The organism is Rhodoblastus sp. 17X3, from assembly GCF_030056575.1.
Lineage (GTDB): Bacteria > Pseudomonadota > Alphaproteobacteria > Rhizobiales > Beijerinckiaceae > Rhodoblastus.
Window position 1 is genome coordinate 64,755 of record NZ_JASHHX010000004.1, and the last position, 23,873, is coordinate 88,627.

Sequence of the window (23,873 nt, forward strand, 5' to 3'; positions counted from 1 at the left end):
CGGCGGCGGAAATGCTAATATGAGCGGCGGCGGCAAATTATTCATCATCGGCCTTGGCCCCGGCCCTGACAAATGGCTCGCGCCCGAGGCCGGCGCGGCGCTGGCCGAGGCCGACGCGCTGATCGGCTACAAGCCCTATACGGACCGCGTGCCGGAGCGCGCGGGGCTGGAGCGTTTCCCTACCGACAATCGCGTCGAACTCGACCGCGCCCGTCACGCCTTGCAGCTCGCAAGCGCAGGCCGCAAAGTTGCCGTGGTGTCCGGCGGCGACGCCGGGGTATTCGGCATGGCGGCGGCGGTGCTGGAGGCGGTCGAGACGGGCGAAGCGGAATGGCGTGGGCTGGACCTGCGGATCGTGCCGGGAATCAGCGCCGTGCTGGCGGCGGCGGCGCGTCTCGGCGCGCCGCTCGGCCATGATTTTTGCGTGATTTCGCTGTCGGACAATCTGAAATCCTGGGAAATCATCGCTCGGCGCCTGCGCGCGGCGGCGGAAGGCGATTTCGTCATCGCGCTCTATAATCCCGCGTCAAAGGCGCGGCCCCGCCAGATTTTTGACGCTTTCGATCTGCTGCGCGGAATGAAGGGCGGACAGACGCCGGTCGCCTTCGCCCGCGCCATCGGGCGCCCCGACGAGCGCGTCATCCTGAGCGATCTCGCCTCCGCAGATCCGGGGCTGGTCGACATGGCGACTTTGGTGCTGATCGGTTCGTCGGAAACGCGGCTCATTCCGCGTCCCGGCGCCGAGCCGTGGCTTCTGACGCCGCGCAGCTATGGGGCGGGCCGATGAGCCTCGATCCAGTCCAGCACGTCGTCGAGCCGGGCGGCCTCGGCGGCGCCTTCGGCTTCAGGTCGCGCGACGAGAATGACCGGAATGTTCAGATCGCGCGCCGCGACCAGTTTGGCCGCCGTCGCGCCGCCGCCGCTGTTCTTGGAGACGAGGATTTCAATTCCCTCCGCGCGCATCAGCTCGCGCTCGCCTTCGAGCGTGAACGGGCCGCGCGCGGAAATGAATTTGTGATGCGGGAGCAAGCGCAGTTCGTCGGGCTTATCAATGGCGCGCACGAGATAATAGTGCTGCGGCGCCGCGGCGAAGGCGGCAAGCTGCAACCGGCCCTGAGTGAGAAATACGCGGCGCGGCGCGTCGCCGAGCGCGGCGACCGCGTCGGCCATTGTCGCGACTTCGCGCCATTGGTCGCCGTCGCCGGGCGCCCAAGCCGGTCGCGAAAAGACCAGCAGGGGAACGCCGCTCGCCGCGCTGGCCGCGCGGGCGTTGGCGGAAATTTTTTCCGCGAACGGGTGGGTCGCATCGATCAGCGCGTCGAAATTTTCCGCGCGCAAGAACGTCGCCAACCCGTCCGCTCCGCCGAAGCCGCCGATGCGGCAGGGGATTGGCGCCGGCGCCGGGTTCTGCGTGCGTCCTGCGAGCGAGAGCAGCGGCGAAACATCCGCACGGTCGGCGAGTGCGCGAGCCAGTTCGCTTGCTTGCGTCGTGCCGCCAAGAATCAAAATGCGGATCAAGCTGCGCAAGGGCGTGCTCCACTTCTTTATGCGCGACGGCGCGCTCCACTTGGAGAAGGCTCATGAGCGCGACGTCGCCGGCTGGACCTTGGCTCACCTTGATCGGTCTTGGCGAGGACGGGCGCGACGGCCTGTCTCCTGCCGCAAATGCGGCGCTGGCGCAAGCGGCGCTGGTCGTCGGCGGCGCGCGTCACCTGGCGCTCGCTGCGCCTTTTGCCTGCGAGACGCTTTCCTGGCCCTCGCCAATGGATGAAGCCTATCCGCAAATCCTGGCGCGGCGCGGCGAGAAGATTGTCGTGCTGGCGTCGGGCGATCCTTTTTTTTATGGCGTCGGTTCGGTCTTGGCGCGCGCCATTCCGGCTGCGGAAATGACCTGCCTGCCAGCGCCGTCCGCCTTCAGCCTGGTCGCCGCGCGTCTCGGTTGGGCGCAGCAGGATTGCGCGCTGGCGACGTTGCATGGCCGTCCGCTCGAAAGGATCATCCCCCATCTATTCGATGGCGCAAAGATCATCGCGCTTTCGTGGGATGGCGCGACGCCGGGGAAACTGGCGGCGCTGTTGACGCGGCGCGGCTTCGGCGCCTCGCGCCTGACCATTTGCGAAAGTCTCGGCGGCCCGCGTGAAAAACTGCGGGCGATTCTCGCGCGCGATTTTGCGTTGGAGGATATCGCGGCGCTGAACACCATCGCGCTCGATCTGGTCGCGGATCGTGACGCGAAAATCCTGTCGCGCGCGCCGGGCCTGCCGGACGCGTTTTTCGAACATGACGGGCAGATCACCAAGGCGGAAATCCGGGCGCTCACCCTCTCCGCGCTGGCGCCGCGCAAGGGCGAATTGCTGTGGGATATTGGCGCGGGGTCCGGCTCCGTCGCGATCGAGTTTCTGCTGGCGGATGAGAAGAATGCGGCTATCGCGATCGAGGCCAATGCGGAGCGCGCGGCGCGCATCCGGCGCAACGCTCTCGCTTTGGGAACCCCGCAGCTGCATGTGGTCGAAGGGCGCGCGCCTGAGGCCTTGAGCGATCTCGCGCGCCCGCAAAAAATCTTCATCGGCGGCGGCGTCACGGCGCCTGGCGTGCTGGACGCGGCGCTCGACGCCCTGGCGCCTGGCGGGCGGCTGGTCGCCAATGGCGTGACGCTGGAGACGCAAGCCCTGCTGATCGCGCGTCACGGCGCCCTTGGCGGCGAACTGATTTCGGCGCAGATTTCGCGCGCGGAAAGGCTCGGCGGCTTCTTCGCCTTGCGGCCCGCTTTGCCCATCCTGCAATGGACTTTCGACAAGCCATGTTGAGCGCCATCGCCATTGGAATCGGCGCCGCAACCAGCGCGCGCGCAGAGGACATTTCCGCCCTCGCGCAGGCGATGCTGGAAGAGGCGCCGCCATACGCAAAGGCGAGGATTTTCACGCTCGCGCGCAAGGCTCGGACGCCCGCTCTGCGCGATGCGGCGGCGCGCCTCGGCGTGGAAGTCGTTGCCCTTGACGAAGCAGAGTTTTCCGCGCGCCAAACGGAGTTTCTCGCCCGTGGCGCGAAAGCTTCGGCGCTCGTGCAGGAGAAGACTGGCTTCGCCAGCGTCGCGGAGGCCGCCGCCTTGATGGGCGGCGGACCCAACGCCGTCCTGATCGCGCCACGCCGCGCGCAAAACAGCGTCACCTGCGCGCTTGCCGCGCCAGCAGACGAGTTGAACATATGAAAGTGCATTTCATCGGCGCCGGTCCGGGCGCGCCCGATCTCATCACGCTGCGCGGCCGCGACCTGCTCGCGCGCTGCCCGGTCTGTCTCTATGCCGGCTCGCTGGTGCCTAGGGAACTGCTCGCGCATTGCCCGCCCGGCGCGCGCATCGTCGATACGGCGCCGATGACGCTCGATGAAATCGCCGCCGAATTCATTTCCGCGCGCGACAATGATCAGGATGTCGCACGGCTGCATTCCGGCGATCTTTCGGTGTGGAGCGCGATGGGCGAGCAGTTGCGCCGGCTCGACGCCTTGGGCATTGCATATGACGTCACGCCCGGCGTGCCGTCCTTCGCCGCGGCCGCCGCCGCCTTGCAGCGCGAATTGACCCTGCCGGAAGTCGCACAATCCTTGGTGCTCACCCGCACCTCCGGTCGCGCTTCGGCCATGCCGGAAAAGGAAAAGCTTGCCGCTTTCGCCGCCACCGGCGCGACTTTGGCGATTCATCTCTCCATCCATGTGCTTGATAAAATCGTCGCGGAGCTGCTGCCCTTCTACGGGCCGGATTGCCCGATCGCTTTGGTGTTTCGCGCGAGCTGGCCGGACGAGCGGATCGTGCAGGCGACGCTCGCGACCATCGTCGCCGCAACGCGCGAGGATCCGATGACCCGCACGGCGCTGATCCTCGTTGGCCCCGCCCTGGGCGCGAGTGATTTCCGCGAAAGCGCGCTCTATGATCCGGATTACCGGCGCCGTTATCGCGGCGGCTATGTGCGGCCGGATGGCGTGGTGGAGGAGGAATGAGCGGCGCCGCTTCAGCCGATCTTGCGAAATCCGGTCTTCGCCAGAAGGCCGCCGTCGCGGTCGAACACCACGATTTCCAACTCGCTCGGCGCGCCATGGAGCGCCTTGGCCGCCGCGGTCCAGGCGGCGTCCGCCACGGCGCGCGCGATGTCGAGGCCCGCGCTTTGGGCGATCTCGAAGGCGTGCTTGGCGGAATTGGCGGCGCGGATGGCCTCGGCCGCTTCGCCTTCGGCGAAACTCGCGAGAAAATCGAGATCGACGCCGCCGCGTTTGGAGTGCAGGTCGAACAGGCCCTGCGCCAGCTTGGTCATCTTGGCCATGCCGCCCGCGACGATCACGCGGGGCGTGGGATGTTTGCGCAGATATTTCAGCATGCCGCCGACGAAATCGCCCATGTCGATCAGGGCTTCCTCGGGCAAGCCATGGAGCGCCTTGACCGCAGCTTCGGAGGTCGAGCCGGTGGCGCCCGCGACGGTATCCAGCCCCAGCGCGCGGGCGACGTCTATGCCGCGATGGATCGAGGAAATCCAGGCCGCGCAGGAGAAGGGCGTCACGATTCCGGTCGTGCCGAGAATGGACAGGCCGCCGACGATGCCGAGCCTTCCATTGAGGGTGCGCTCGGCGATCTTAGCGCCGCCCGGCACGGATATTTCGACGTGAATATCGGTCGCGTCGCCGCCAAATCCACCTTGTTTTGCGGCTTCGGCGGAGAGCGCCTCGCGGATCATCTGGCGGGGCATGGGGTTGATCGCCGGTTCGCCGACGGGCAGCGGCAGGCCCGGCTTGGTGATCATGCCAACGCCTTCGCCCGCCGAGAAAGTCACACCCGCGCCGGGCGCGCCGCGCGAGACGCGCGCGATGATCAAGGCGCCATGGGTCACGTCGGGGTCGTCGCCGGCGTCCTTGATAATGCCCGCTCGGCAGAAATTTTCGCCGCGTTCGGTGAGGGCCAGCGCGAAGGCCGGCGTCTGGCCGCCGGGCAGCCGGATGGTCACAGGGTCGGGGAATTCGCCGCTCATCAGCGCCGCAAAAGCCGCGCGGGCGGCGGCCGCCGCGCAGGCGCCGGTAGTCCAGCCGCGTCGCAGATTGGGGGCGTTCTCGTCCATATCTCCTGCTACCGCGCCGTGGCCCGCTCGCAAAAGGATTTTTTCGCATGAGCGTCGCGATGCGCCCATCCGGCCTGCTCATCGCCGCGCCGCGCTCGGGCTCAGGCAAGACCACGCTCACGCTCGGCCTGATGCGCGCGCTGCGCCGGCGCGGCGTCAAGGTCGCCGGGGCCAAGTCCGGGCCGGATTATATCGACCCGGCCTTCCATCAGGCGGCGCTGGGGCGCGACAGCCTCAATCTCGATTCCTGGGCCATGGACGAAAGCCTGCTCGCCGCGCTCGCGGCCCGGGCCTCCGACGGCGCCGAGCTTCTGCTTGCGGAAGCCTCGATGGGCCTGTTCGACGGCGTCCCGGCGCCGCCCGGCCGCACGGGGGCCTCCGCCGACGTCGCCGCCGCTTTGGGCCTGCCGGTTCTGCTGGCGCTCGACGCTTCCGGCCAGGCGCAATCGGCTGGAGCGGTGGCCAAGGGTTGCGCGAGTTTCGACCCTCGTTTGCGGGTAAAAGGGGTCGTGCTCAACAAGATCGGCAGCCCGCGCCATTTGCGGCTGGCGCGGGAGGGCGTCGAGGCCGCGGGCCTCAAGGTTTTGGGCGCCTTGCCGAAACAGGCCGATGTCGCGCTGCCCGAGCGTCATCTCGGCCTCGTCCAGGCGGCGGAGACAGCGGAGCTTGAAGCGCGGCTCGAGTCGCTGGCGGATTTCGTTTCGGCTCATGTCGATCTTGACGCCGTGCTCGCTCTCGCCGCGCCTCTGGCGACGGAGGGGTCTCCGCGCGTGGCGCTCGCGCCGCCGGGCCAGCGCATCGCCATCGCGCGCGACGCCGCCTTTTCCTTCCTCTATCCGCACATCCTCGCCGGTTGGCGCGGGCGGGGCGCGGAGATCGTCTTTTTTTCGCCGCTGGCCGACGAGCCGCCGCCTGAGGCCGATTGCGTCTGGCTGCCTGGGGGCTATCCCGAGCTTCACGCCGGGCGACTTGCCGCGAACGGGCGGTTCCTTGCGGGCTTGCGCGATTTCGCGGGCGAGAGGCGGGTCCATGGCGAATGCGGCGGCTATATGGTTCTGGGCGAAAGCCTGACCGACGCCGCAGGCGACGTTCACCACATGGCCGGGCTCCTGTCCGTGCAAACCTCCTTCGCCCGGCGCAAGATGACGCTTGGCTATCGCGACGCGACTCTTTTGGCCGATTGCGCGCTCGGCCGGAAAGGGCAAAGATTTCGCGGCCATGAGTTCCACTACGCCAGCATCGCCACGCTCGGCGCGGACGAGCCGATGGCGGTCGCCGCCGACGCTTATGGCGGCGCGCCAGCGCCGTCGGGTTCGCGGAGGGGGCTCGTTTCGGGCAGCTTTTTCCATTGCGTCGCCGAGGTTGCATGATGGCGCAGACACCTGTCTTTGATCCGCAGTTCCGGGCCGAGCTTGCTGAATTGATGCGCTGGCGGCGCGACGTCCGGCGCTTCCGCACCGATCCCGTCCCCGAGGACCTGCTCGACTCCCTGTTCGACCTCGCGCAGATCGCGCCTTCGGTCGGCAACAGCCAGCCGTGGCGCTTCCTGCGTGTCGTGAGCGCCGACAAGCGCGCCGAAATCCGGCGCAATTTCCTGGCCTGCAACGCCGAGGCGCTTGCGGCGCAGAGCGACGAGCGCGCCGCAATTTACGCGCGTCTCAAACTGGCGGGCATCGACGCTGCGCCAGTGCAGCTTGCGGTGTTTTGCGATCACGCGACCGAACAGGGCCATGGCCTTGGCGCCCGCACCATGCCGGAAATGTTGGATTACTCGGTCGTCGGCATGATCGCGGGCCTATGGCTCTCGGCGCGGGCTGCCGGGCTTGGCCTTGGCTGGGTCTCGATCCTCGATCCAGCGCAGGTCTGCGCTGCGCTTGATACTCCGCCGTCCTATAAGTTCATCGCTTTCCTCTGCCTTGGCTGGCCGGAAGAAGAGCATGTCGATCCCGAGCTCGTGCGCAATGGCTGGCAGGAGCGCACTGACTTCGGGCGCCGCATCGTCAATGTCTGATGCGCGCGCAACGAGCCTGTTGCTAAAAGTTTAATAAAATAGTCATTTTGTTTGCTACGGTCGTTTCACTATAGTCAAGTTCATATAAAAATTGCATTTGAAACGGTTGTTTCGTTAGGTAAAAGCTAACTTTGCTCGATCAACGTTCGCGTCTAATTGTCGCACAAGCTCGGGCAATTCTGGCAGTCTTGGCGGCTGCGGCGCGTTCCTGGCGGGAGACAGGCGATGGGTCGTTTCATTCTTCAGTTTGAAGATCAGAGCAGGCCGTTGCGCGTGGAAAGAGACCTCGTGGCGTCCTTCGGCTATATCGTGCGGACGACGGCGACAATCATCGCGCTTGGCTGCGTCATCAGCGTCGGCAGCAGTTATGTCACCGGCGACCAGAAATTCCTGTTCCGCCTGATCCAATTGGTCTGATTGCGCGGATTCGGCGAGTTGTGGCGCCCGGCGATGATCGTCGAGGCGCCTTTTTCTTTTCATAGCCGTTCAATTCGGTTGTCGCGCCGCGCGGCAGGCGATAAGCCGCCTCCTCGGGAAGCTGTTCCACGTCGAGCCGATGAAACGGATCTATTTCGATTATAACGCCACGGCGCCGCTGCGTCCCCTGGCGCGCGAGGCGATGCTGAGGGCGCTCGACGCCGGCAACGCCTCGAGCGTGCATGCCGAGGGACGCGCGGCGCGCGCGGTGATCGAATCGGCCCGGGTCGCAGTCTCCGGCGCCTTGGGCGTCAGGCCCGATCATGTTCTGTTCGTTTCGGGCGCGACCGAGGCCGCCGCGACCGCCTTGCGTCCGGGCGAAAGCGATCGCCTGCTGATCGGGGCGGGGGAGCATGCCTGCGTCCAGGCGGGCCATTCGTTCCCAGCCGAGAATGTTGGCGCCGTTCGACTCGATTCGCAGGGCAGGCTCGATCTCGACGATCTTCGCGCCCGCTTGGCCGAGGCGCCGGGCCAGCGTCCGGTTCTGGCGCTTCAGGCGGTGAACAACGAGACCGGCGTGATCCAGCCTCTCGCCGAGGCGGCGGAACTGGTTCATGCGGCGGGCGGAATCGTGATTTGTGACGCGGTGCAGGGTTTTGCGCGCATTCCCTGCGCCTTCGCGGCGACCGGCGCCGATGTTCTGTTCATCTCAAGCCACAAGCTTGGCGGGCCGAAGGGCGCGGGCGCTCTGGTTTACGCCCGGCGCGACCTTGCGCCCAAGGCCGCCTTCATTCGCGGCGGCGGGCAGGAGCGGGGCCTGCGCGGCGGCACGGAAAATGTCGCCGCCATTGCAGGATTCGCCGGCGCGCTGGTCGAGGCGGAGGCGGCGCGCGAGGCGGAAGAGGCGCGGCTTGCCAGATTGCGCGACTTTTTGCAGGCTGGCGTGCTGGAAATCGCGCCCGAAGCCGCCATATTCGGAAGAGAGGCGCCGCGCGTCGGCAATAGTCTGGCTTTCGCCTTGCCGGGTCTCGCCGCGGAAACGCTGGTCGCGGCCTTCGACGTGGAAAGCGTGGCGCTGTCCTCCGGCTCGGCTTGTTCGTCGGGCAAGGTGGCGCCCTCTTATGTGCTGGCGGCCATGGGCGTTTCGCCTGATCTTGCACGCTCCGCCTTGCGTATCAGCCTCGGATGGGGCTCAACCTGGGAAGAGGGCGTGCGTTTTCTGGAAATATTGGCTAAGGTGCGCGAGAGAATGCGGCGACGGCTCAAAACCTGATCCGCTTCGGACATAGACTCAACCAGCGGGCCTTGAACCCGCGTTAGGTGAGGAGAATCAAGATGGCGGCTGTCCAGGAGACTGTCGACAAGGTCAAGACGCTTGACGTTGACGCCTATAAATACGGTTTTTTCACTGATATCGAATCCGACAAGGCCCCAAAGGGTCTGGACGAGGACATCGTCCGCTTCATTTCGGCCAAGAAGAATGAGCCGGAATGGATGACGGAATGGCGCCTCGACGCCTTCCGGCGCTGGCTGACCATGACCGAGCCCAAATGGGCGCGCGTGCATTACCCGCCGATCGATTATCAGGACCTCTATTATTACGCCGCGCCAAAAAGCGCCGAGGGGCCGAAATCGCTCGACGAGGTCGATCCCGAACTGCTGCGCACCTATGAGAAGCTTGGCATCCCGCTGCGCGAGCAGGAGCTACTGGCCGGCGTGCAGCCGGACCCCAACGCCCGCAAGGTGGCGGTCGACGCCGTGTTCGATTCCGTCTCGGTGGCCACGACCTTCAAGGCGGAGCTGGCCAAGGCCGGCGTGATCTTCTGCCCGATTTCCGAGGCGATCCAGACCCATCCGGAGCTGGTGAGGAAATATCTCGGCTCTGTCGTGCCGGTGACCGACAATTATTTCGCCACGCTCAATTCGGCGGTGTTTTCCGATGGCTCCTTCGTCTATGTGCCGCCCGGCGTGCGCTGCCCGATGGAGCTTTCGACCTATTTCCGCATCAATGAGAAGAACACCGGCCAGTTCGAGCGCACGCTCATCATCGCCGACAAGGGCTCCTACGTCTCCTATCTCGAAGGTTGCACGGCGCCGCAGCGCGACGAGAACCAGCTTCATGCGGCCGTGGTCGAACTGGTCGCGCATGACGAAGCGGAAATCAAATATTCCACTGTTCAAAATTGGTATCCCGGCGACAGCGAGGGCAAGGGCGGCATCTACAACTTCGTCACCAAGCGCGGCGATTGCCGTGGCGACCACTCCAAGATTTCATGGACCCAGGTCGAAACCGGCTCGGCCATCACCTGGAAATATCCGTCCTGCATCCTGCGCGGCGATTTTTCGCGCGGCGAGTTCTATTCCATCGCGATTTCCAACGGCAGGCAGCAGGTCGATTCCGGCACCAAGATGCTGCATCTCGGCGCCAATACGTCGAGCCGGGTGATCTCGAAGGGCATCGCCGCCGGCCATTCGCAGAACACCTATCGCGGCCAGATTTCCGCGCATCGCAAGGCGGTCAATGCGCGCAATTTCACCCAATGCGACTCGCTGCTGATCGGCAATGCCTGCGGCGCCCATACCGTGCCCTATATCGAGGCGAAGAACTCCTCCGCCATATTCGAGCATGAGGCGACGACGTCGAAAATCTCGGACGACCAGCTGTTCTATTGCATGCAGCGCGGCCTTTCCGCTGAGGAAGCGACGGCTCTTATCGTCAATGGCTTCGTGCGCGACGTGCTCCAGCAGCTTCCTATGGAGTTTGCCGTCGAGGCGCAAAAGCTCATCGCCATTTCGCTTGAGGGCAGCGTCGGCTGACGCCGGCGCCCTCGCATTCTTTTTTCAAGGTCAAGCCATGCTCGAAATCAACAATCTCCACGTTTCCATCGCCGGTAAGAAAATCATCGACGGCCTTTCCCTGACCGTCGCGGATGGCGAGGTCGCCGCGATCATGGGGCCGAACGGCTCCGGCAAATCGACTCTCTCTTACGTCATCGCCGGTCGCGCCGATTATGAAGTGACGGAAGGCTCGATCCGGCTCGACGGCGTGGACCTGCTCGACAAGACGCCTTCCGAGCGCGCGGCGCTGGGGCTGTTCCTGGTGTTCCAGTATCCGCTGGAAATTCCCGGCGTGGCGACCATGACCTTCCTCAAGGCGGCGCTCGCCGCGCAGCGCAAGGCGCGCGACGAGGCCGAGCTGTCGACGCCCGATTTCATGAAGCGCGTGCGCGCGGCTGCGAGCAAACTCAATATTCCGCAGGACATGCTCAAGCGGCCCGTCAATCTCGGCTTTTCCGGCGGCGAGAAGAAGCGCATGGAAATTCTCCAGATGGCGCTGCTGGAGCCGAAATTCGCCATTCTGGACGAAATGGATTCGGGGCTCGACATCGACGCCTTGCGGGTCTGCGCTGAGGGCGTGAACGCCTTGCGCTCGAAGGATCGCGGCCTGCTGGTCATCACCCATTACCAGCGCCTGCTCGACTATATCGCGCCGGACTCGGTGCATGTCATGTCCAAGGGCCGCATCGTCAAAAGCGGCGGGCCGGACCTGGCGCTCGAACTCGAAAAAAGCGGCTATGCCGATTACGTCGACGAGGCGGCATGATGGGCGCCCTTTTGCAAAATCCCACGCAAGCCGAGCAGGACCTTCTCGCTCGCTTCGCGCTTGAGCCGGTCGATGGCGAACGGCAGGCGGCGGCGGAGCGTTTCGCGCGCGCCGGCTTGCCGTCGCGCCGCAATGAATCGTGGCATTACACCGATCTGCGCGCGAAATTGCGCGCGGCCCCGCCCTTGGCGGCGCGCCCGGACGCCGCGGCTCTGGCCCGGGCCAAGGAAAAGCTCGCGCCGTCCGATCGGCTGAGCATCGTCACCATTGACGGTTATTTCATTCCCGAACTGTCGGGCGACGTCTCGTCGACTCCGGGCCTGAGCGTCCGCGCGCTCAAGGCTGACGAGCCCGCGTTGAAGAGCCTCTCGCTGGGCGCGGACGACGCGCTGCTCGACCTCAACGCGGCTTTCGCGCAAGGCGGCGTCGCGATTGAAATCGCCGCCGGCGCCCAAATCGAGAAAATTCTGGAGCTGGTCGCGCTCGACGGCGCTTCGGGCGCTCAGAGCCGCTTCGCGCGTCATCTCGTCGTGCTGGGCGAAGGCGCGCGCGCCTCGCTCATGGAGACGCGCGCCGAAGGCGCCGAGGGCTTCGGCGACGGCGCGCTTTTCGTCGCGCTCGGGCGCGGCGCGCAACTCGATTACGCCTGCCGTTCGCTGGAAGGCGGCGCCGTCGAGGTGCAGAATTTCGTCGCACGGCTCGGAGCAGAGGCGCAATTGCGCGCCGTCTCGCTGCTCGCCGGCGCGCCCTTCCTGCGCCGTCAGTATTTCATCTCCTGCGACGGCGCCAATGCGCAGATTCACCTGAGCGGCGCGACCCTGCTGCGCGGGCGGGAGCATGCCGACGTCACCTTGACGCTCGATCATGACGCGCCCGCCTGCCTCAGCCGCGAGACATTCAAATATGTTCTCGCCGATCAGGCGAATGGCGTGTTCCAGGGCAAGATCGTCGTTCCGCCGCATGCGCAGAAGACCGACGGCAAAATGCTGTGCCGTGCGCTGCTGCTGTCCGACGACGCCGCGATGTCGGCCAAGCCGGAGCTGGAGATTTTCGCCGACGACGTCGCTTGCGGCCATGGGGCGGCCTGCGCGAAGCTCGACGCCAGCCAGCTTTTCTATATGGAATCGCGCGGCATTCCGCGCGCCGAGGCGCAAGCCATTCTGGTCGAGGCTTTCGCCGCCGAGGCCTTCGACGATCTGAAAGACGACAGCCTGCGCGACCTGCTCAACGCCGATCTCACGCTTCTTCTCGCCGACGGAGCCTTTACATGAACCAGTCGGTGAAAATCGCCCCTTACGACGTCGAGAAGATCCGAGCGGGCTTCCCCATTCTGGCCGAGCGGCCCTATGGCAAGCCTCTGGTCTATCTCGATAACGCCGCCTCGGCGCAGAAGCCGCGCGCGGTGATCGACCGCATGGTTCATGTCTTCGAGCATGAATATTCCAACGTCCATCGCGGCCTGCATTACCTGGCCAACGCCTCGACCGACGCCTTCGAGGCGGCGCGCGAAAAAATGCGCGCCTTTCTCAACGCCGGCTCGACCGACGAAATCATCTTCACGCGCGGCGCGACGGAAGCGTTGAACCTCGTGGCGTCCTCCTACGGGCTGGCCCATATCGGCGAGGGCGACGAGATCGTGCTCTCCATCATGGAGCATCATTCCAATATCGTGCCCTGGCATTTTCTGCGCGAGCGCAAGGGCGCGGTGCTGAAATGGGTCGATGTCGAGGACGACGGCTCCTTCTCGCTGGAGAAATTCGAGGCGGCGCTGAGCGAGAAAACCAAAATCGTCGCGATCACCCATATGTCCAACGTGCTGGGCACGGTGACGCCGGTCAAGGAGATCGTCCGCCTCGCCCATGAGCGCGGCATTCCCGTCCTCGTCGACGGCTCGCAGGGCGCGGTTCATTGCGACGTGGATGTGCGAGATCTCGACGTCGATTTCTATGTCGTCACCGGCCACAAGCTTTACGGCCCGACCGGAATCGGCGCGCTTTACGGCAAGAAGGAATGGCTGTCGCGCCTCCCGCCCTTCGCCGGCGGCGGCGAAATGATCGAGACGGTCACGATGGACAATGTGACCTACGGCGTCCCGCCGCACCGTTTCGAGGCGGGCACCCCGCCCATCGTCGAGGCGATCGGCCTCGGCGCCGCGCTCGACTATATGGAGAGCATTGGCCGCGACGCCATCCACGCCCATGAGGCTGATCTGACAGCTTATGCCGCGCAGCGCCTTGGGGAACTGCCTTATCTGCGGCTGTTTGGAACCGCGCCGGGCAAGGGGGCCTTGTTCTCCTTCGAAATGGAGGGGGCGCACGCCCATGACGTCGCCACCGTGATCGACCGCTCCGGCGTGGCGGTCCGCGCTGGCACCCATTGCGCGCAGCCCTTGCTGGCGCGCTTCGGCGTCACCTCCACTTGCCGGGCCAGCTTCGCGCTCTATAACACCCGCGCCGAAATCGACGCCCTGGTTGCGGCGCTGGATCGCGCCGCCCATCTCTTTGCCTGATCGGATGCTCGCAATGAACGAACATGCCAAGCCCGAAGCCGAAGTTCAGCCCAACCGCCCCGCCATCGCGGCGCAGGACGCCATTGCGCCGGAAGAGCTCGACCGCTTCACCGACGCGATCATCGCGGCGTTGAAGACGGTTTACGACCCCGAAATCCCCGCCGATATTTACGAGCTGGGCCTGATTTATCGGGTCGATATCGACGAAAGCCACTTCGTCAAGATCGACATGACGCTCACCGCGCCCGGCTGTCCGGTGGCGGGCGAGATGCCGGTCTGGGTCGAGAACGCCGTTTCCGCCGTGCCGGGCGTCGCGGGCGTCGAGGTCAGCATGGTGTTCGACCCGCCGTGGGACCAGAGCCGCATGTCGGACGAAGCCCGAGTCGCCCTCGACATGTGGTGAATTCATCGCGCGTCGGGCGCGATGAATTGGCCGAAGGCGCGGGGGCTGGCGCCAGCCAGGATTTTTCTGGTCATCTTCAGGCCCTTCACGTCGATGACGGCGAGAACGTCGTCCATCCAGCAGGCGGCCAGAACCTCCGTTTGATCGGGCGAGACAGCCAGGCCTTCCGGAAAGCCGCAGGTGGAAATGGTCGCGAGCGGCTCGTAGCTTCGGCCGTCGAAGACCGAGACGCTGTCGTCGTGCTGGTTGGTCACGAACAGGCGAGAGCCGTCCCTGGTCGCCGCGACGGCATAGGGAAAGCTTTTCACCTTCAGCCGCCGCGTCTCGCGCCGCGTGGCCGGGTCGATGACCGAGACGTCGCCCGATTGCACATTGGCGACCAGCACGCGCGGCCCGTCGGGGCCGTTGGGATCAAAAGTCACGCCGAAGGGCGCCTTGCCCACCGCGATTTCAGCGGTGCTGCGCAGGCTCGCCAGATCGACCACCGAAATGCTGTCGCTTTCGCGATTGGCGACATAGAGCCAGCGATTGTCCGGGCTGACGGCCATGCCGGACGGCGACTGGCCGACCTTGATTTCCCCGGTCACGGCGAGCTTGTCGGTATCGATCACGCTGACGCGGTCAGCATACCAGTCTGCGACGAACAGGCGCTGGCCCGTCGCGTCGAGCGCAAGGCCGAGCGGCCCCTCGCCGGCGGCGATTTCGGCAAGAACCTGATGGGTTCCATCCGCGCGCCGGGAAACGACTGAAATGCTGTGGCCTTCCGGATTGGAGACGTAAATCCGCTCCCCGCCCGGCGCGACAGCGACGCCCGCAGGCTTCTTCCCGACTTTCACGGTTTCGACAATGTGGCCTTGGGCGAGATTGATGACGGAGACCGCGTCGGCGCCCTGGTCGGTTATGTAAGCAAGGGGCTCCGCCCGCGCCGCGCCCATCAGGGCGAGCAGGGCGAAGCCGATACGTGCGATCATTTGCCGGATTCGGCAAGGGTCTTGATATTGTCCAGACCGGCCCGATAGACCCCGCGCACGGCGGCGGCGGAGGCCTCGTCATTCAGTTCGGGCGGGGGATCGTTGAGCATATAGCCGCGATAGAAGGCGCCCTTCCATTCCACCGTCGAGCCGCCCTTGCCATTGTCGAGCACGCTGATGGTCGAGGTGTAGGTGTTCACCGGAAGGACCTTCGGATCGACCTTCGGGATTTCATATTTATAGCTGTGTTCGGCGGCGTCATATTTGTCGAGCACTTCGTCGAAGCTCGGATCGCCCGGCGCTTTCAGCACGACCTTGCGCACGGAGCCGACCTCATTGCCCTTGTCGGCGACGCTGGAAGCGACCGCCGGGTGCCACTTCGACAATCCGTCGAAGTCCTTGATGATGGCCCAGACCTGATCGACCGGCTTGGCGATCTCGACCGTTTCGACGATCTTCTGCCGGGTCGGCCCATGCGCCTGAACAGGCGCTGCGACAATGGCGATCACGGCCGCCGCGAGAGCAAATACTTTCATCCGTCCCTCATTCCAGAATGCCGGACTTGCGCCGGTTCTGAACGCGATATTGGCGGAAAGTCCTGCGGCCTGCCAGTAGAGGGGATGGGGGCCAAGGCCGTTCGAAGGTCGAATTATGCAAAATATAAGAGGATGCGCCGCGGCGCGCGCCGACTATTTGCCCGCGCGACGGTAGAGCCCGGAAAAGGACACGTTCAGGCCGCCGCATTGCATATTGTCCTGCACGAAAAGAACCTCTCCGGCGCGAGCCATGCGCAGGCGGCAGGAGGCGTCGGGCTCCTTGGGATCGGCGTCCTTGTCCGTGAAAACCGCCTGACCGCCCTTGACGAGCAGCGGTCCGGAGAATTCGCCGCTATTGACCGCGCCGCGCTTCACGCGGTCGGGATCGAGCGAGCCGAAGCTTGCGCTTCCCTCGGCCTTCAACCCGCCGCCTGCGGTTTCGATGCTGATGTTGGCCTCGATGCGCTTCCATTTGCCGGCCCAGCTCGTCGGGTCGGTCGCGGCCGGGGCCGGCTCGATGGCCGAGGCAGGAAGCCAGCCGCCTCGGCTTCCCTTGGCGGTTTCGTAATCGACGCAGACGAAATCGCCCTTCGTCACGCCGAGAACGACAAGATCGCCCGGTACGAGATAGGCCTTTTCCTGGCAATCCGCCCCCGTCGAGGGGCAGGCGTTGGCGGCGTCGCCATTCTTGCGGAAATTGACCTTTCCGGCGTCGGCCTTGATTCGGCCGACGTTCAGGGCGGGCGTGTCGGAAAAGGACGCGCCGGAGCAAAACCGGTCTTCGGACGCGGGGGCGGCAAAAGAAGCGCCTCCTATCAAGGAAAAAGCGGCGCCGAGAACGAAGGCCAGTCGCCGCATCGGGATCAAGCCTTCTTGCCGAATTCCGAGGCGCCGCCATGGGCGGCGGACCATTCCGCCGGGGCGTGCAGAAATTTTTCTACCTCGTCCAGCGTCGCGTCGGGCAAATATTTGGTGTCGCGCGCCACTTTCAGCACGTCCCACCAGGTGGTGAGCTGGTGCAGCTCGATGCCGTCCTTGCGCAACTCCGCCCGCGCCTGTGGGAAGATGTCATAAAAGAAGAACACGAAGGTATGGTCGCATTTCTGGCCGGCCTCGCGCAGCGCGGAGCAGAAATTGACCTTGGAGGCGCCGTCGGTGGCGAGGTCCTCGACCAGCAGGGTGCGGGCGCCGTCGGTCACTTCGCCCTCGATGCGGGCGTTGCGGCCAAAGCCTTTGGGCTTCTTGCGGACATATTGCATCGGCAGGCCGAGGCGGTCGGAAATCCAGGCCGCGAAGGGAATGCCCGCCGTCTCGCCGCCGGCGATGATGTCCAGGCTCTCATAGCCGATCTCGCGCTGGATGGTCTTCACCGCGAAATCGAGCAGCACGCTGCGCAGGCGCGGGAAGGCGATCAGCTTGCGCATGTCGGTATAGACCGGGCTGGCCCAGCCCGAGGTAAAGATGAAGGGCTTTTCCGAATTGAACAGGACGGCGCCGACCTCAAGCAGCATTTTGGCCGTTTCTTCGGCGATGAGCTGCTTTTCCAGCGCGGCGGGGGACAGGTCGGACATGCGGGATTCCTTTCGCGGACGGCCTGATTAGAGCCGGAAGCCCCGCGTCGTCAATCGCGGGTTCGCCACACGGCTTGCTCCTTGGCGTGAGACGCGCGAAAAAGGCGCATGACCGATCTCTTCGCCAGCGCCGGACTGGAGCGGGACGCGCCGCGTCCGCTGGCCGAGCGGCTGCGCCCGAAAAACCTGGCTGAAGTGGCGGGGCAGGACCATCTGCTCGGTCCCAATGGCGCGCTGACCCGGCTGATCGAATCAGGCTCGCTCGGGAGCCTGATCTTCTGGGGGCCGCCCGGCACGGGCAAGACCACGGTCGCGCGACTGCTGGCGCATGAGACGAAGCTCAACTTCGTCCAGGCCTCGGCGATTTTCTCCGGCGTCGGCGAGCTGAAGAAGATTTTCGATGAGGCCCGCGCGCGCCGCCGCGTGGGGCAGGGCACGCTGCTGTTCATCGACGAAATCCATCGCTTCAACCGCGCCCAGCAGGATTCCTTCCTGCCGGTGATGGAAGACGGCACCGTCACCCTGATCGGGGCCACCACCGAAAATCCGTCCTTCGAGCTGAACGCGGCATTGCTGTCGCGCGCCCGCGTGCTGACCTTTCACAGTCTCGACGTGGCGGCGATCGAGAAATTGCTGGAGCGCGCGGAGGAGGCCGAGGGCAGGCCGCTGCCGCTTGACGCCGAAGCCCGCGCCAGCCTCGCGATGATGGCGGATGGCGACGGCCGCGCCGCCCTGACCCTGGTGGAGGAAATTTTCCGCGCCGCCCGGCCTGGCGAGATGTTCGACGCCCGATCATTGAGCGAGATCGTCCAGCGCCGGGCGCCGATTTATGACAAGGGGCAGGAGGGCCATTACAATCTCATCAGCGCCCTGCACAAGACCGTGCGCGGCTCGGACCCTTTATCTCGACAGTCTGTATGTATGGACATTGGTATCACTGCGTCCCCCGTAGGACTCCAATTCCGTTGAATTCACAGGCCCGAGGCACTTCGTCGAACCTTGGTACGAGCTTTCGCAGCTGAGCCCCACGCTCTCGTATATGGTGGCGTCGGTTCCCGACAAATTAGAGCAGAGAAACGAGTCATGAGCAGGAGCTCTTTGTTTGAGGTAGATGCGAAGCGCCCGCTTGCTGACAGGCTCCGACCCGCGGTTTTGACGGCGGTTGTTGGTCAGGATCATCTGCTTGGACCCGATGGACCTATAGGGCGCATGGTTGCGATCAATACGCTGTCTTCGATGATCCTCTGGGGGCCGCCTGGAACCGGAAAGACAACCATTGCACGTCTGCTCGCATTGGCGACCGACCTGCACTTCGAGGCGATCTCCGCCATTCAGTCCGGCGTAGCCGACCTCCGTAAGGTTTTCGAGTCAGCCCGGCGACGTCAGGAAGCTGGATCGGGGACCTTGCTGTTTTGCGATGAGATCCATCGCTTCAACCGGGCGCAGCAGGACGCATTCCTGCCAGTGGTCGAGGATGGCGCCATTACCCTCGTAGGTGCGACGACCGAGAACCCCAGCTTCGAACTAAACGGCGCGCTCCTGTCGCGGTGCCGGGTTTTCGTCCTGCGCCGGCTAGACGAACCAGCGTTGGAAACCCTTCTCTCGCGGGCCGAAGAATACATGCAGCAATCGCTACCGCTGACTCCGGAAGCTCGAACTGCGATGGTAGCACTTGCTAGCGGGGACGGGCGCTACCTACTGAATATGGCTGAGCAGATGTTCACGGTCGAAGCAAGTGAGCCGCTGAACGCCGTCGGCATGGGGCGCGTTCTTCAGAGGCGCGTGGCTACTCACGACAAGGCGGGGGACGCGCATTACGATCTGCTGAGCGCGTTCCACAAAAGTCTGCGCGGTTCCAGTCCCGATTCGGCCCTTTATTATGCTGCGCGGTTGATTGTAGGTGGCGAGGCGCCGGAGGCCTTATTTCGGCGGCTGCTGTGCGCCGCCTCCGAAGATGTGGGCACTGCCGACCCGAATGCCATGTTGCAAGTGATCGGAGCGTGGGACGCGTTTGAACGAGTGGGCTGGCCTGAGGGTAAGTTGTTCATGGCTCAAGCTATTTGCTATGTTGCTACTGCCCCAAAGTCAAACGCGTGCTATACGGCATTTTCTGCGGCGCTTGACTTAGCCGAGCGCACTTCTGAGCTTCGTCCGCCCTTAAGTGCCCTAAACGCACCGACTCAAATGATGAAGGAGATGGGATACCACAAAGGTTATATTTATGATCACGATCAGCCGAACGCTTATGGCGCGAATGCATTATTTCCAGAAGCACTTGCAGAGCGTGGGGAACCAGAGTTCTATAAGCCTAACGAACGCGGGTTCGAGCGCGAGATTTTGAAGCGTCTCGCGTTCTGGGCAAAGCTCAAAGCTCAAAGCTGAAGTCGGTCGCAATTTTTTTTTACGTCGACAGCAAAGATCTTGAAGAGTGTTGTTATACTTGATGACAAAACAAGCTTATATATTGAACCTTGCCGACGCTAGGTTTGGGTTCGACCAAGCCGAAATCTTGAAGCTGCCCGAAAAGCAGCGCACCACTCTTAGCAGGAGCGCCCGCCCGCGCTTCCTATATAGCGCTGTAGGGCGGGCGCGATAGCACAATAGCTCCATGCAATTGATTGTTTACAAGTGAGTTTCCGAAGACGTGCTGATTGGGACTCGTTGTTTGCACAACCTTGCGAAACTGCGATTGTAGAGTGCGGCAATTTGCAAAAGTAGTGTTTACGAAATAGGGTTCATTTTGTTTGATCATTTTTTCGCGACGCCGTGGCCATTGACATAAGTGCGTCGAGGTCGTTTCGGATTTTGAGGGCAGTTTTTTCTATATTGGAGATCATTTGCGCTTCTATAAAAGACTTCGTGCTTTCGTCGATAGTCGGCAAAGCCATCCCAATTATCAGCTTGTTGTCTATTATGTCGACCAAAATACCTCGAGAAATTAGAGCGGCCTTGAGCGCAATGCAGGTGGTGATATCTGGCTCGCGTTTTCCTGTCTCAAGCGCGATAAGTGTGCGCCTAGAAATATTGGCGGCATCTGCCAAGTCTGCTTGGGAAAGCTGAAGTAAGCCCCGCGATGCCCTAGAAATATAGGGCATCACAGTCTTTTCCAGTACGTACTGACGCGCTTCAGAGAACTCCGGAAGCCATCGCCACCAGGTGAAGGTTGACGGAGGTATGAGGGCGTTAACGTCGGCGTCTTTCATTTTTGCCATGGATTCGCCATTGACCAAAAGGTGACGAGCGACTGCGAATCATGTACAAAAAGTGCAATCACCGTAGAGGGCCCAATGGCTTTGAGTCTGAGTTCTATCAATCAGCATACCATTTTTTTTGCGAGACAAACGACATGGAGCTGTTCTTCACCAGGGCAAACAGGCTCGAACTCGCCATCTGCGTGGATGGAGAGCCGCTTATGGTCGAGGGGCGGCCCTACGTTCTTCCCAAGGATGCAAGGGTAGCGATGGAAGACGAAGTGGTCCCCGACGGCATGCCCTTTCTTCTCGGTGATGAAGGAGATTACGACAAGGTTATCAACAAGTTCTTCCGTGATCTGCCATTCTTGGGCTGCGGCTCCGTCAATACATGGCGAGCATACGCTCGCGACATCGTTACCTTTTGTCGCTTCCTTTCTGAACGTCGGGGCGGGAAACATTTGCTCAATGCCACGGTAGAGGACGTTCGGCAATACTATCGCACTCGGCGTTTGACCGGTCTCGCAGCGGTAGCCCCCGAGACGTGGAACCGCGGAGTGACCGCACTCCAGAAGTTCTTTGAATGGGCTTTGGAAGAGAAGCGGATTATCGCCGTTCCTTTCACATACAAGACAGTTGTAATGCGGCGACCCGGTACAACTGCAACGCAGCCAGTCCAACACAACACGGCGCTTGAAAGGGTGGGAAGCGATGCCACGATCAAGTGCGTCAGCCTAGACGATTACATCGCTTTCCGGGACATCGGATTGCTGGGTTATTTGCCGGAGGGCGGCCTGGATCCGAATTTCCGCGGCCGCAATCGTCTTCGGAATGCGGCCTTCGCCGAACTCCTCGTCACCACTGGCATCCGGTTGGAAGAGGGAGGATCAATGTTGAAAGAAGAGACTCCGGACGCCGCCGAGAAAAAGTGGTTGGGTTTCCGAAGCTGCAAGATGCGCCTCGCCAAGCTCACTACCAAGGGGGATAAGGGAAGGCCCATCTGGGTTCCCAAGCGGGTGCTAAACGAGCATATCTACCCCTACATCCAGGAGGAGCGCGATAATGCGGTCTGCCGCGCGACCGATTGCGGGGCTTACGAGACCGTTCTAGATGCGCTCCACGTGTCCGCGTGGCGAAGGACCGGGTGCACCATCCAGCAAGCGGGTGGTCGAAGCCAAAAGATTCCTTACGATCAGCTTAGCCCCGGACAGCGGCGCCAGATGTTCTCGCTCGACCACAACAAGCTCGTTGAGCCGGGTTGCCTTTGGCTGACAGAAACCGGAATGCCAACCGCGCTGAACAACTTCGAGGCGGTTTTCGCCAGGGCGTGCAACAGGTGCCAGGGGTTCGGCATTGACCTGTGGATTACGCCGCATGTCCTTCGGCACACCTTCGCCGTCTACATGCTGAGCAATCTCATCAAAGGGGTCCTCGACTGCAGCGAGGGGAAGTATCCTGGAAGTGGAGAGAGCGTTTACCGGAAGGTCATCTCCGATCCGCTCCGAAGCCTCCAGAGGATGCTGGGGCATGCTAGCATCACGACCACTTACAAGTACCTCACATACATCGAAGAATCGGAAGAGCAAATCGACGCCGCAGTCGGTAGCTGGGGCGACCGCCTTGGTTCGCCGTCTGATCATATTTACTCAGAGGAAGCAGCATGACCGGGTCCGATTTCTCTCTTGGCCCCGGAGACTCAAAGGTCTCCCTGCACGATCGGCGGATGACATTTCCGGTTGTGCCGATTCCAGTAGAGAAACCCGACGCCACCTTCATCGGCACCAAGTTTACTGTCGTCTTTGAGGGAAATCGCAGCTACACCGTAAATCTGTCTGACCTTTCCAAACCGCCAATTGGAGGGTTAGTGCGGGACGCCATCCGAGTTCTGTGGGAGGAAAGCCAACCCCTCGGAGCCTATAAATCTCCTGGAGCAGTCAAGGACGCCGTGGCCATCGTGCGGTCATTCGCGCGCTTTGTAATCGAGACGGGATGCGCCGCCCGCATGACGGGACTGGCGGCTATTTCCGTCGCCGATTTCGGGGCTTTCGAGGCATGGCTACGGCAGGGGAGCCCAAAAGAAAGCCCGCGACCCTATCAACGGATGGGTGACTTTCGCCAATTTATACTTTGCGCACAACTGCGCGGCATGGCCTCGGGGGACATCGCTCACCGATTAGGCTACATCGCGGACGGTCCAACTTACAGCGAGAACCAGGGCAAGCGGGATGCTTACAGCCCGCGCGTTGCTCAACAAGTGCGCGAAGGCGCCTGGCAAGATATTGAGGCTGCGGTTAAGCGCATTACCATTGACGGGCCCAGCTTGGCTGCGGCCGGAGAAGACCCGGAACTGAAAAACTGCTGGTCGGACAGCAACGTCGCGTGGGCCATTGCGAGCCAAGGTCTGACCGTCTTGCGCGACAATATGATTTTCTCTCGCCGCGTCAGGGACATGAGCGGTGACCTGACACAATACGATCTCCTCGGGTTGTTCCACCTGGACCTAGCGGACGCGTTCGTAATATCGACGCTATTGTCACTCGAGACGGGGCTGCCGATCGAGAGCGTCGAGGGTCTCAAGGTCGACTGTCTGCAGAACGAGGCCAGGGGCTACGCTGATCTCCGGTACGTCAAGCGCCGCGGGGGCGCGATTACCGAAAAATCCAAGCGGGTCAAGGTAGAAGGCACCAAGTCGCCAGGTGCGCTCATTAAAATTGTGCTTCGCTTGACCCAGACGACGCGGAAGTTCTGTTCTGCTGAGGTTGCGCAGTGGCTGCTCGTCGGGTGCGTCGCGCGGCGTGATGCCAATGGCAGCTCCTTCCGCCACCTGAAGCCTCGTAATAGCCAGTTCGCGGACCGGTTCTGTGCCCGGCACGCGATTGTAGATGACAAGCTCGCGCCGATTAAGACAGTTGCGCGGGTCAGCATGCGCAAGACGTTCAAGGCGGCCCAATACAAAAAGGCGAACGGCCATCTCGCCGACGCCGCCGACGACCACACGAAGTCGGTGCACGCCAACCATTACGCCAACATTCCCGCGCTGGCCGATGTCCATGAGGCCACGATTGCTGCCGGACTAGAGCAGGCGCTGGCCAGCGCTATGGCGCCAACGATTCTCGCCGAAGCCGACGAGAGACGATTCACTGCTGACCCGACCGGCTTGGCAGCGGACCGAGGTCTTTCCGAGGATGATATCCGTGCGGTGGCCGATGGCGAAGGAGATGTGTGGCTGGCCACTTGTCTAGGCTACCACGATTCGCCTTTCGCGGCGCCCGGTGAGAATTGTTGCCCCTGCCCAGTCTGGGGATGTTTATCCTGTAAGAACGCCGTGATCACCACGTCCAAGTTGCCTGCCGTCATTGCGTTCTTGAACCATATCCTCCAGCGGCGCCAAGAGATGGACCTCCGCGCGTGGATTGCGCGCTTCGCGGAGGCGTACCACCGCATCACCAAGGACATTCTGCCTCGGTTTCCTGAGCGCGAAGTTGTGTTGGCCAGAGCAATTGCTGCCGCCGACGTAGAGCTCGTCTGGCTGCCTGCCGAATTCACCATGACCGTGTGATC

At 63.2% G+C, this 23,873-nt stretch carries 23 protein-coding genes and 1 pseudogene; 17 read left to right on the top strand and 7 right to left on the bottom strand.

Annotation, left to right across the window (positions count from 1 at the left end):
- Positions 1-19 precede the first annotated feature (19 nt).
- Positions 20-787, top strand: a complete 768-nt coding sequence (gene cobJ / locus QM467_RS05970; RefSeq protein WP_283365396.1) for a precorrin-3B C(17)-methyltransferase — start codon at positions 20-22, stop codon at positions 785-787.
- On the opposite strand, the gene QM467_RS05975 is transcribed toward cobJ, so the two are convergent.
- Positions 769-1,527, bottom strand: a complete 759-nt coding sequence (locus tag QM467_RS05975) for a cobalt-precorrin-6A reductase (RefSeq protein WP_283365397.1) — start codon at positions 1,525-1,527, stop codon at positions 769-771. The genes cobJ and QM467_RS05975 overlap by 19 nt on opposite strands.
- A 53-nt stretch (positions 1,528-1,580) precedes the next feature.
- On the opposite strand from QM467_RS05975, the gene cbiE reads away from it, so the two are divergent.
- From cbiE to cobM, 3 genes are read left to right on the top strand one after another with little or no spacing between them, the layout of a single operon-like run.
- Positions 1,581-2,807 (top strand): precorrin-6y C5,15-methyltransferase (decarboxylating) subunit CbiE, encoded by a 1,227-nt coding sequence (gene cbiE, locus QM467_RS05980; RefSeq protein WP_283365398.1) that lies wholly within the window; start codon positions 1,581-1,583, stop codon positions 2,805-2,807.
- Positions 2,801-3,208: a cobalamin biosynthesis protein gene (locus tag QM467_RS05985; RefSeq protein ID WP_283365399.1), complete on the top strand. Its 408-nt coding sequence runs from the start codon at positions 2,801-2,803 to the stop codon at positions 3,206-3,208. The genes cbiE and QM467_RS05985 overlap by 7 nt, the downstream gene beginning before the upstream one ends.
- Positions 3,205-3,993: a precorrin-4 C(11)-methyltransferase gene (gene cobM, locus QM467_RS05990; RefSeq protein WP_283365400.1), complete on the top strand. Its 789-nt coding sequence runs from the start codon at positions 3,205-3,207 to the stop codon at positions 3,991-3,993. Before QM467_RS05985 ends, cobM begins: the two co-directional genes overlap by 4 nt.
- Positions 3,994-4,004: 11 nt before the next feature.
- On the opposite strand, the gene QM467_RS05995 is transcribed toward cobM, so the two are convergent.
- Positions 4,005-5,099 carry a cobalt-precorrin-5B (C(1))-methyltransferase gene (locus QM467_RS05995; protein WP_283365401.1) on the bottom strand — a complete coding sequence of 365 codons (1,095 nt, stop codon included), beginning with the start codon at positions 5,097-5,099 and terminating at the stop codon, positions 4,005-4,007.
- A gap of 59 nt (positions 5,100-5,158) precedes the next feature.
- Between QM467_RS05995 and QM467_RS06000 the strand changes: the two genes are divergently transcribed.
- From QM467_RS06000 to QM467_RS06040, 9 genes are all read left to right on the top strand, one after another.
- A complete protein-coding gene (locus QM467_RS06000; protein WP_283365532.1) occupies positions 5,159-6,469 on the top strand; it encodes a cobyrinate a,c-diamide synthase in 1,311 nt (436 codons plus the stop codon).
- Positions 6,469-7,110 (top strand): 5,6-dimethylbenzimidazole synthase, encoded by a 642-nt coding sequence (gene bluB, locus QM467_RS06005; RefSeq protein ID WP_283365402.1) that lies wholly within the window; start codon positions 6,469-6,471, stop codon positions 7,108-7,110. The genes QM467_RS06000 and bluB overlap by 1 nt, the downstream gene beginning before the upstream one ends.
- A 225-nt stretch (positions 7,111-7,335) precedes the next feature.
- On the top strand, positions 7,336-7,527 hold the full coding sequence (locus QM467_RS06010) for a hypothetical protein (RefSeq protein WP_283365403.1): 192 nt from the start codon (positions 7,336-7,338) through the stop codon (positions 7,525-7,527).
- 139 nt (positions 7,528-7,666) lie between these two features.
- Entirely contained in the window at positions 7,667-8,800 is a 1,134-nt protein-coding gene (locus QM467_RS06015; RefSeq protein WP_283365404.1) for a cysteine desulfurase family protein, read from the top strand.
- 62 nt (positions 8,801-8,862) lie between these two features.
- Entirely contained in the window at positions 8,863-10,344 is a 1,482-nt protein-coding gene (sufB, locus tag QM467_RS06020) for a Fe-S cluster assembly protein SufB (RefSeq protein WP_283365405.1), read from the top strand.
- Between the two features lie 37 nt (positions 10,345-10,381).
- Positions 10,382-11,131 (top strand): Fe-S cluster assembly ATPase SufC, encoded by a 750-nt coding sequence (sufC, locus tag QM467_RS06025; RefSeq protein WP_283365406.1) that lies wholly within the window; start codon positions 10,382-10,384, stop codon positions 11,129-11,131.
- Positions 11,128-12,402: a SufB/SufD family protein gene (locus QM467_RS06030; protein ID WP_283365407.1), complete on the top strand. Its 1,275-nt coding sequence runs from the start codon at positions 11,128-11,130 to the stop codon at positions 12,400-12,402. Before sufC ends, QM467_RS06030 begins: the two co-directional genes overlap by 4 nt.
- Positions 12,399-13,640 carry a cysteine desulfurase gene (locus tag QM467_RS06035; RefSeq protein ID WP_283365408.1) on the top strand — a complete coding sequence of 414 codons (1,242 nt, stop codon included), beginning with the start codon at positions 12,399-12,401 and terminating at the stop codon, positions 13,638-13,640. The genes QM467_RS06030 and QM467_RS06035 overlap by 4 nt, the downstream gene beginning before the upstream one ends.
- A 13-nt stretch (positions 13,641-13,653) precedes the next feature.
- A complete protein-coding gene (locus QM467_RS06040) occupies positions 13,654-14,043 on the top strand; it encodes an SUF system Fe-S cluster assembly protein (protein ID WP_283365409.1) in 390 nt (129 codons plus the stop codon).
- A gap of 2 nt (positions 14,044-14,045) precedes the next feature.
- On the opposite strand, the gene QM467_RS06045 is transcribed toward QM467_RS06040, so the two are convergent.
- The 4 genes from QM467_RS06045 to QM467_RS06060 all read right to left on the bottom strand — a co-directional run bounded on the left by QM467_RS06045 (position 14,046) and on the right by QM467_RS06060 (position 17,121).
- A complete protein-coding gene (locus tag QM467_RS06045) occupies positions 14,046-15,014 on the bottom strand; it encodes a beta-propeller fold lactonase family protein (protein WP_283365410.1) in 969 nt (322 codons plus the stop codon).
- Positions 15,011-15,550, bottom strand: coding sequence for an SRPBCC family protein (locus QM467_RS06050; protein ID WP_283365411.1), 540 nt, complete (start codon positions 15,548-15,550; stop codon positions 15,011-15,013). Before QM467_RS06050 ends, QM467_RS06045 begins: the two co-directional genes overlap by 4 nt.
- Before the next feature lie 153 nt (positions 15,551-15,703).
- A complete protein-coding gene (locus QM467_RS06055; RefSeq protein WP_283365412.1) occupies positions 15,704-16,408 on the bottom strand; it encodes a hypothetical protein in 705 nt (234 codons plus the stop codon).
- A 5-nt stretch (positions 16,409-16,413) separates the two neighbouring features.
- Positions 16,414-17,121, bottom strand: a complete 708-nt coding sequence (locus QM467_RS06060; RefSeq protein ID WP_283365413.1) for an orotate phosphoribosyltransferase — start codon at positions 17,119-17,121, stop codon at positions 16,414-16,416.
- Between the two features lie 108 nt (positions 17,122-17,229).
- Here QM467_RS06060 and QM467_RS06065 point away from each other — a divergent pair.
- Both QM467_RS06065 and QM467_RS06070 read left to right on the top strand, forming a co-directional pair.
- A pseudogene (locus QM467_RS06065) lies at positions 17,230-18,021 on the top strand (AAA family ATPase); the annotation flags it as partial.
- Between the two features lie 183 nt (positions 18,022-18,204).
- Positions 18,205-19,503 (top strand): replication-associated recombination protein A, encoded by a 1,299-nt coding sequence (locus tag QM467_RS06070; RefSeq protein ID WP_283365414.1) that lies wholly within the window; start codon positions 18,205-18,207, stop codon positions 19,501-19,503.
- Between the two features lie 353 nt (positions 19,504-19,856).
- Here QM467_RS06070 and QM467_RS06075 read toward each other — a convergent pair whose 3' ends face one another.
- Positions 19,857-20,333, bottom strand: a complete 477-nt coding sequence (locus QM467_RS06075) for a helix-turn-helix transcriptional regulator (RefSeq protein WP_283365415.1) — start codon at positions 20,331-20,333, stop codon at positions 19,857-19,859.
- Between the two features lie 134 nt (positions 20,334-20,467).
- Here QM467_RS06075 and QM467_RS06080 point away from each other — a divergent pair, with 134 nt between their 5' ends.
- Together QM467_RS06080 and QM467_RS06085 are read left to right on the top strand one after the other, a co-directional pair.
- Positions 20,468-21,976, top strand: coding sequence for a tyrosine-type recombinase/integrase (locus QM467_RS06080; RefSeq protein ID WP_283365416.1), 1,509 nt, complete (start codon positions 20,468-20,470; stop codon positions 21,974-21,976).
- On the top strand, positions 21,973-23,871 hold the full coding sequence (locus QM467_RS06085; protein ID WP_283365417.1) for a hypothetical protein: 1,899 nt from the start codon (positions 21,973-21,975) through the stop codon (positions 23,869-23,871). Before QM467_RS06080 ends, QM467_RS06085 begins: the two co-directional genes overlap by 4 nt.
- Positions 23,872-23,873: the final 2 nt, after the last annotated feature.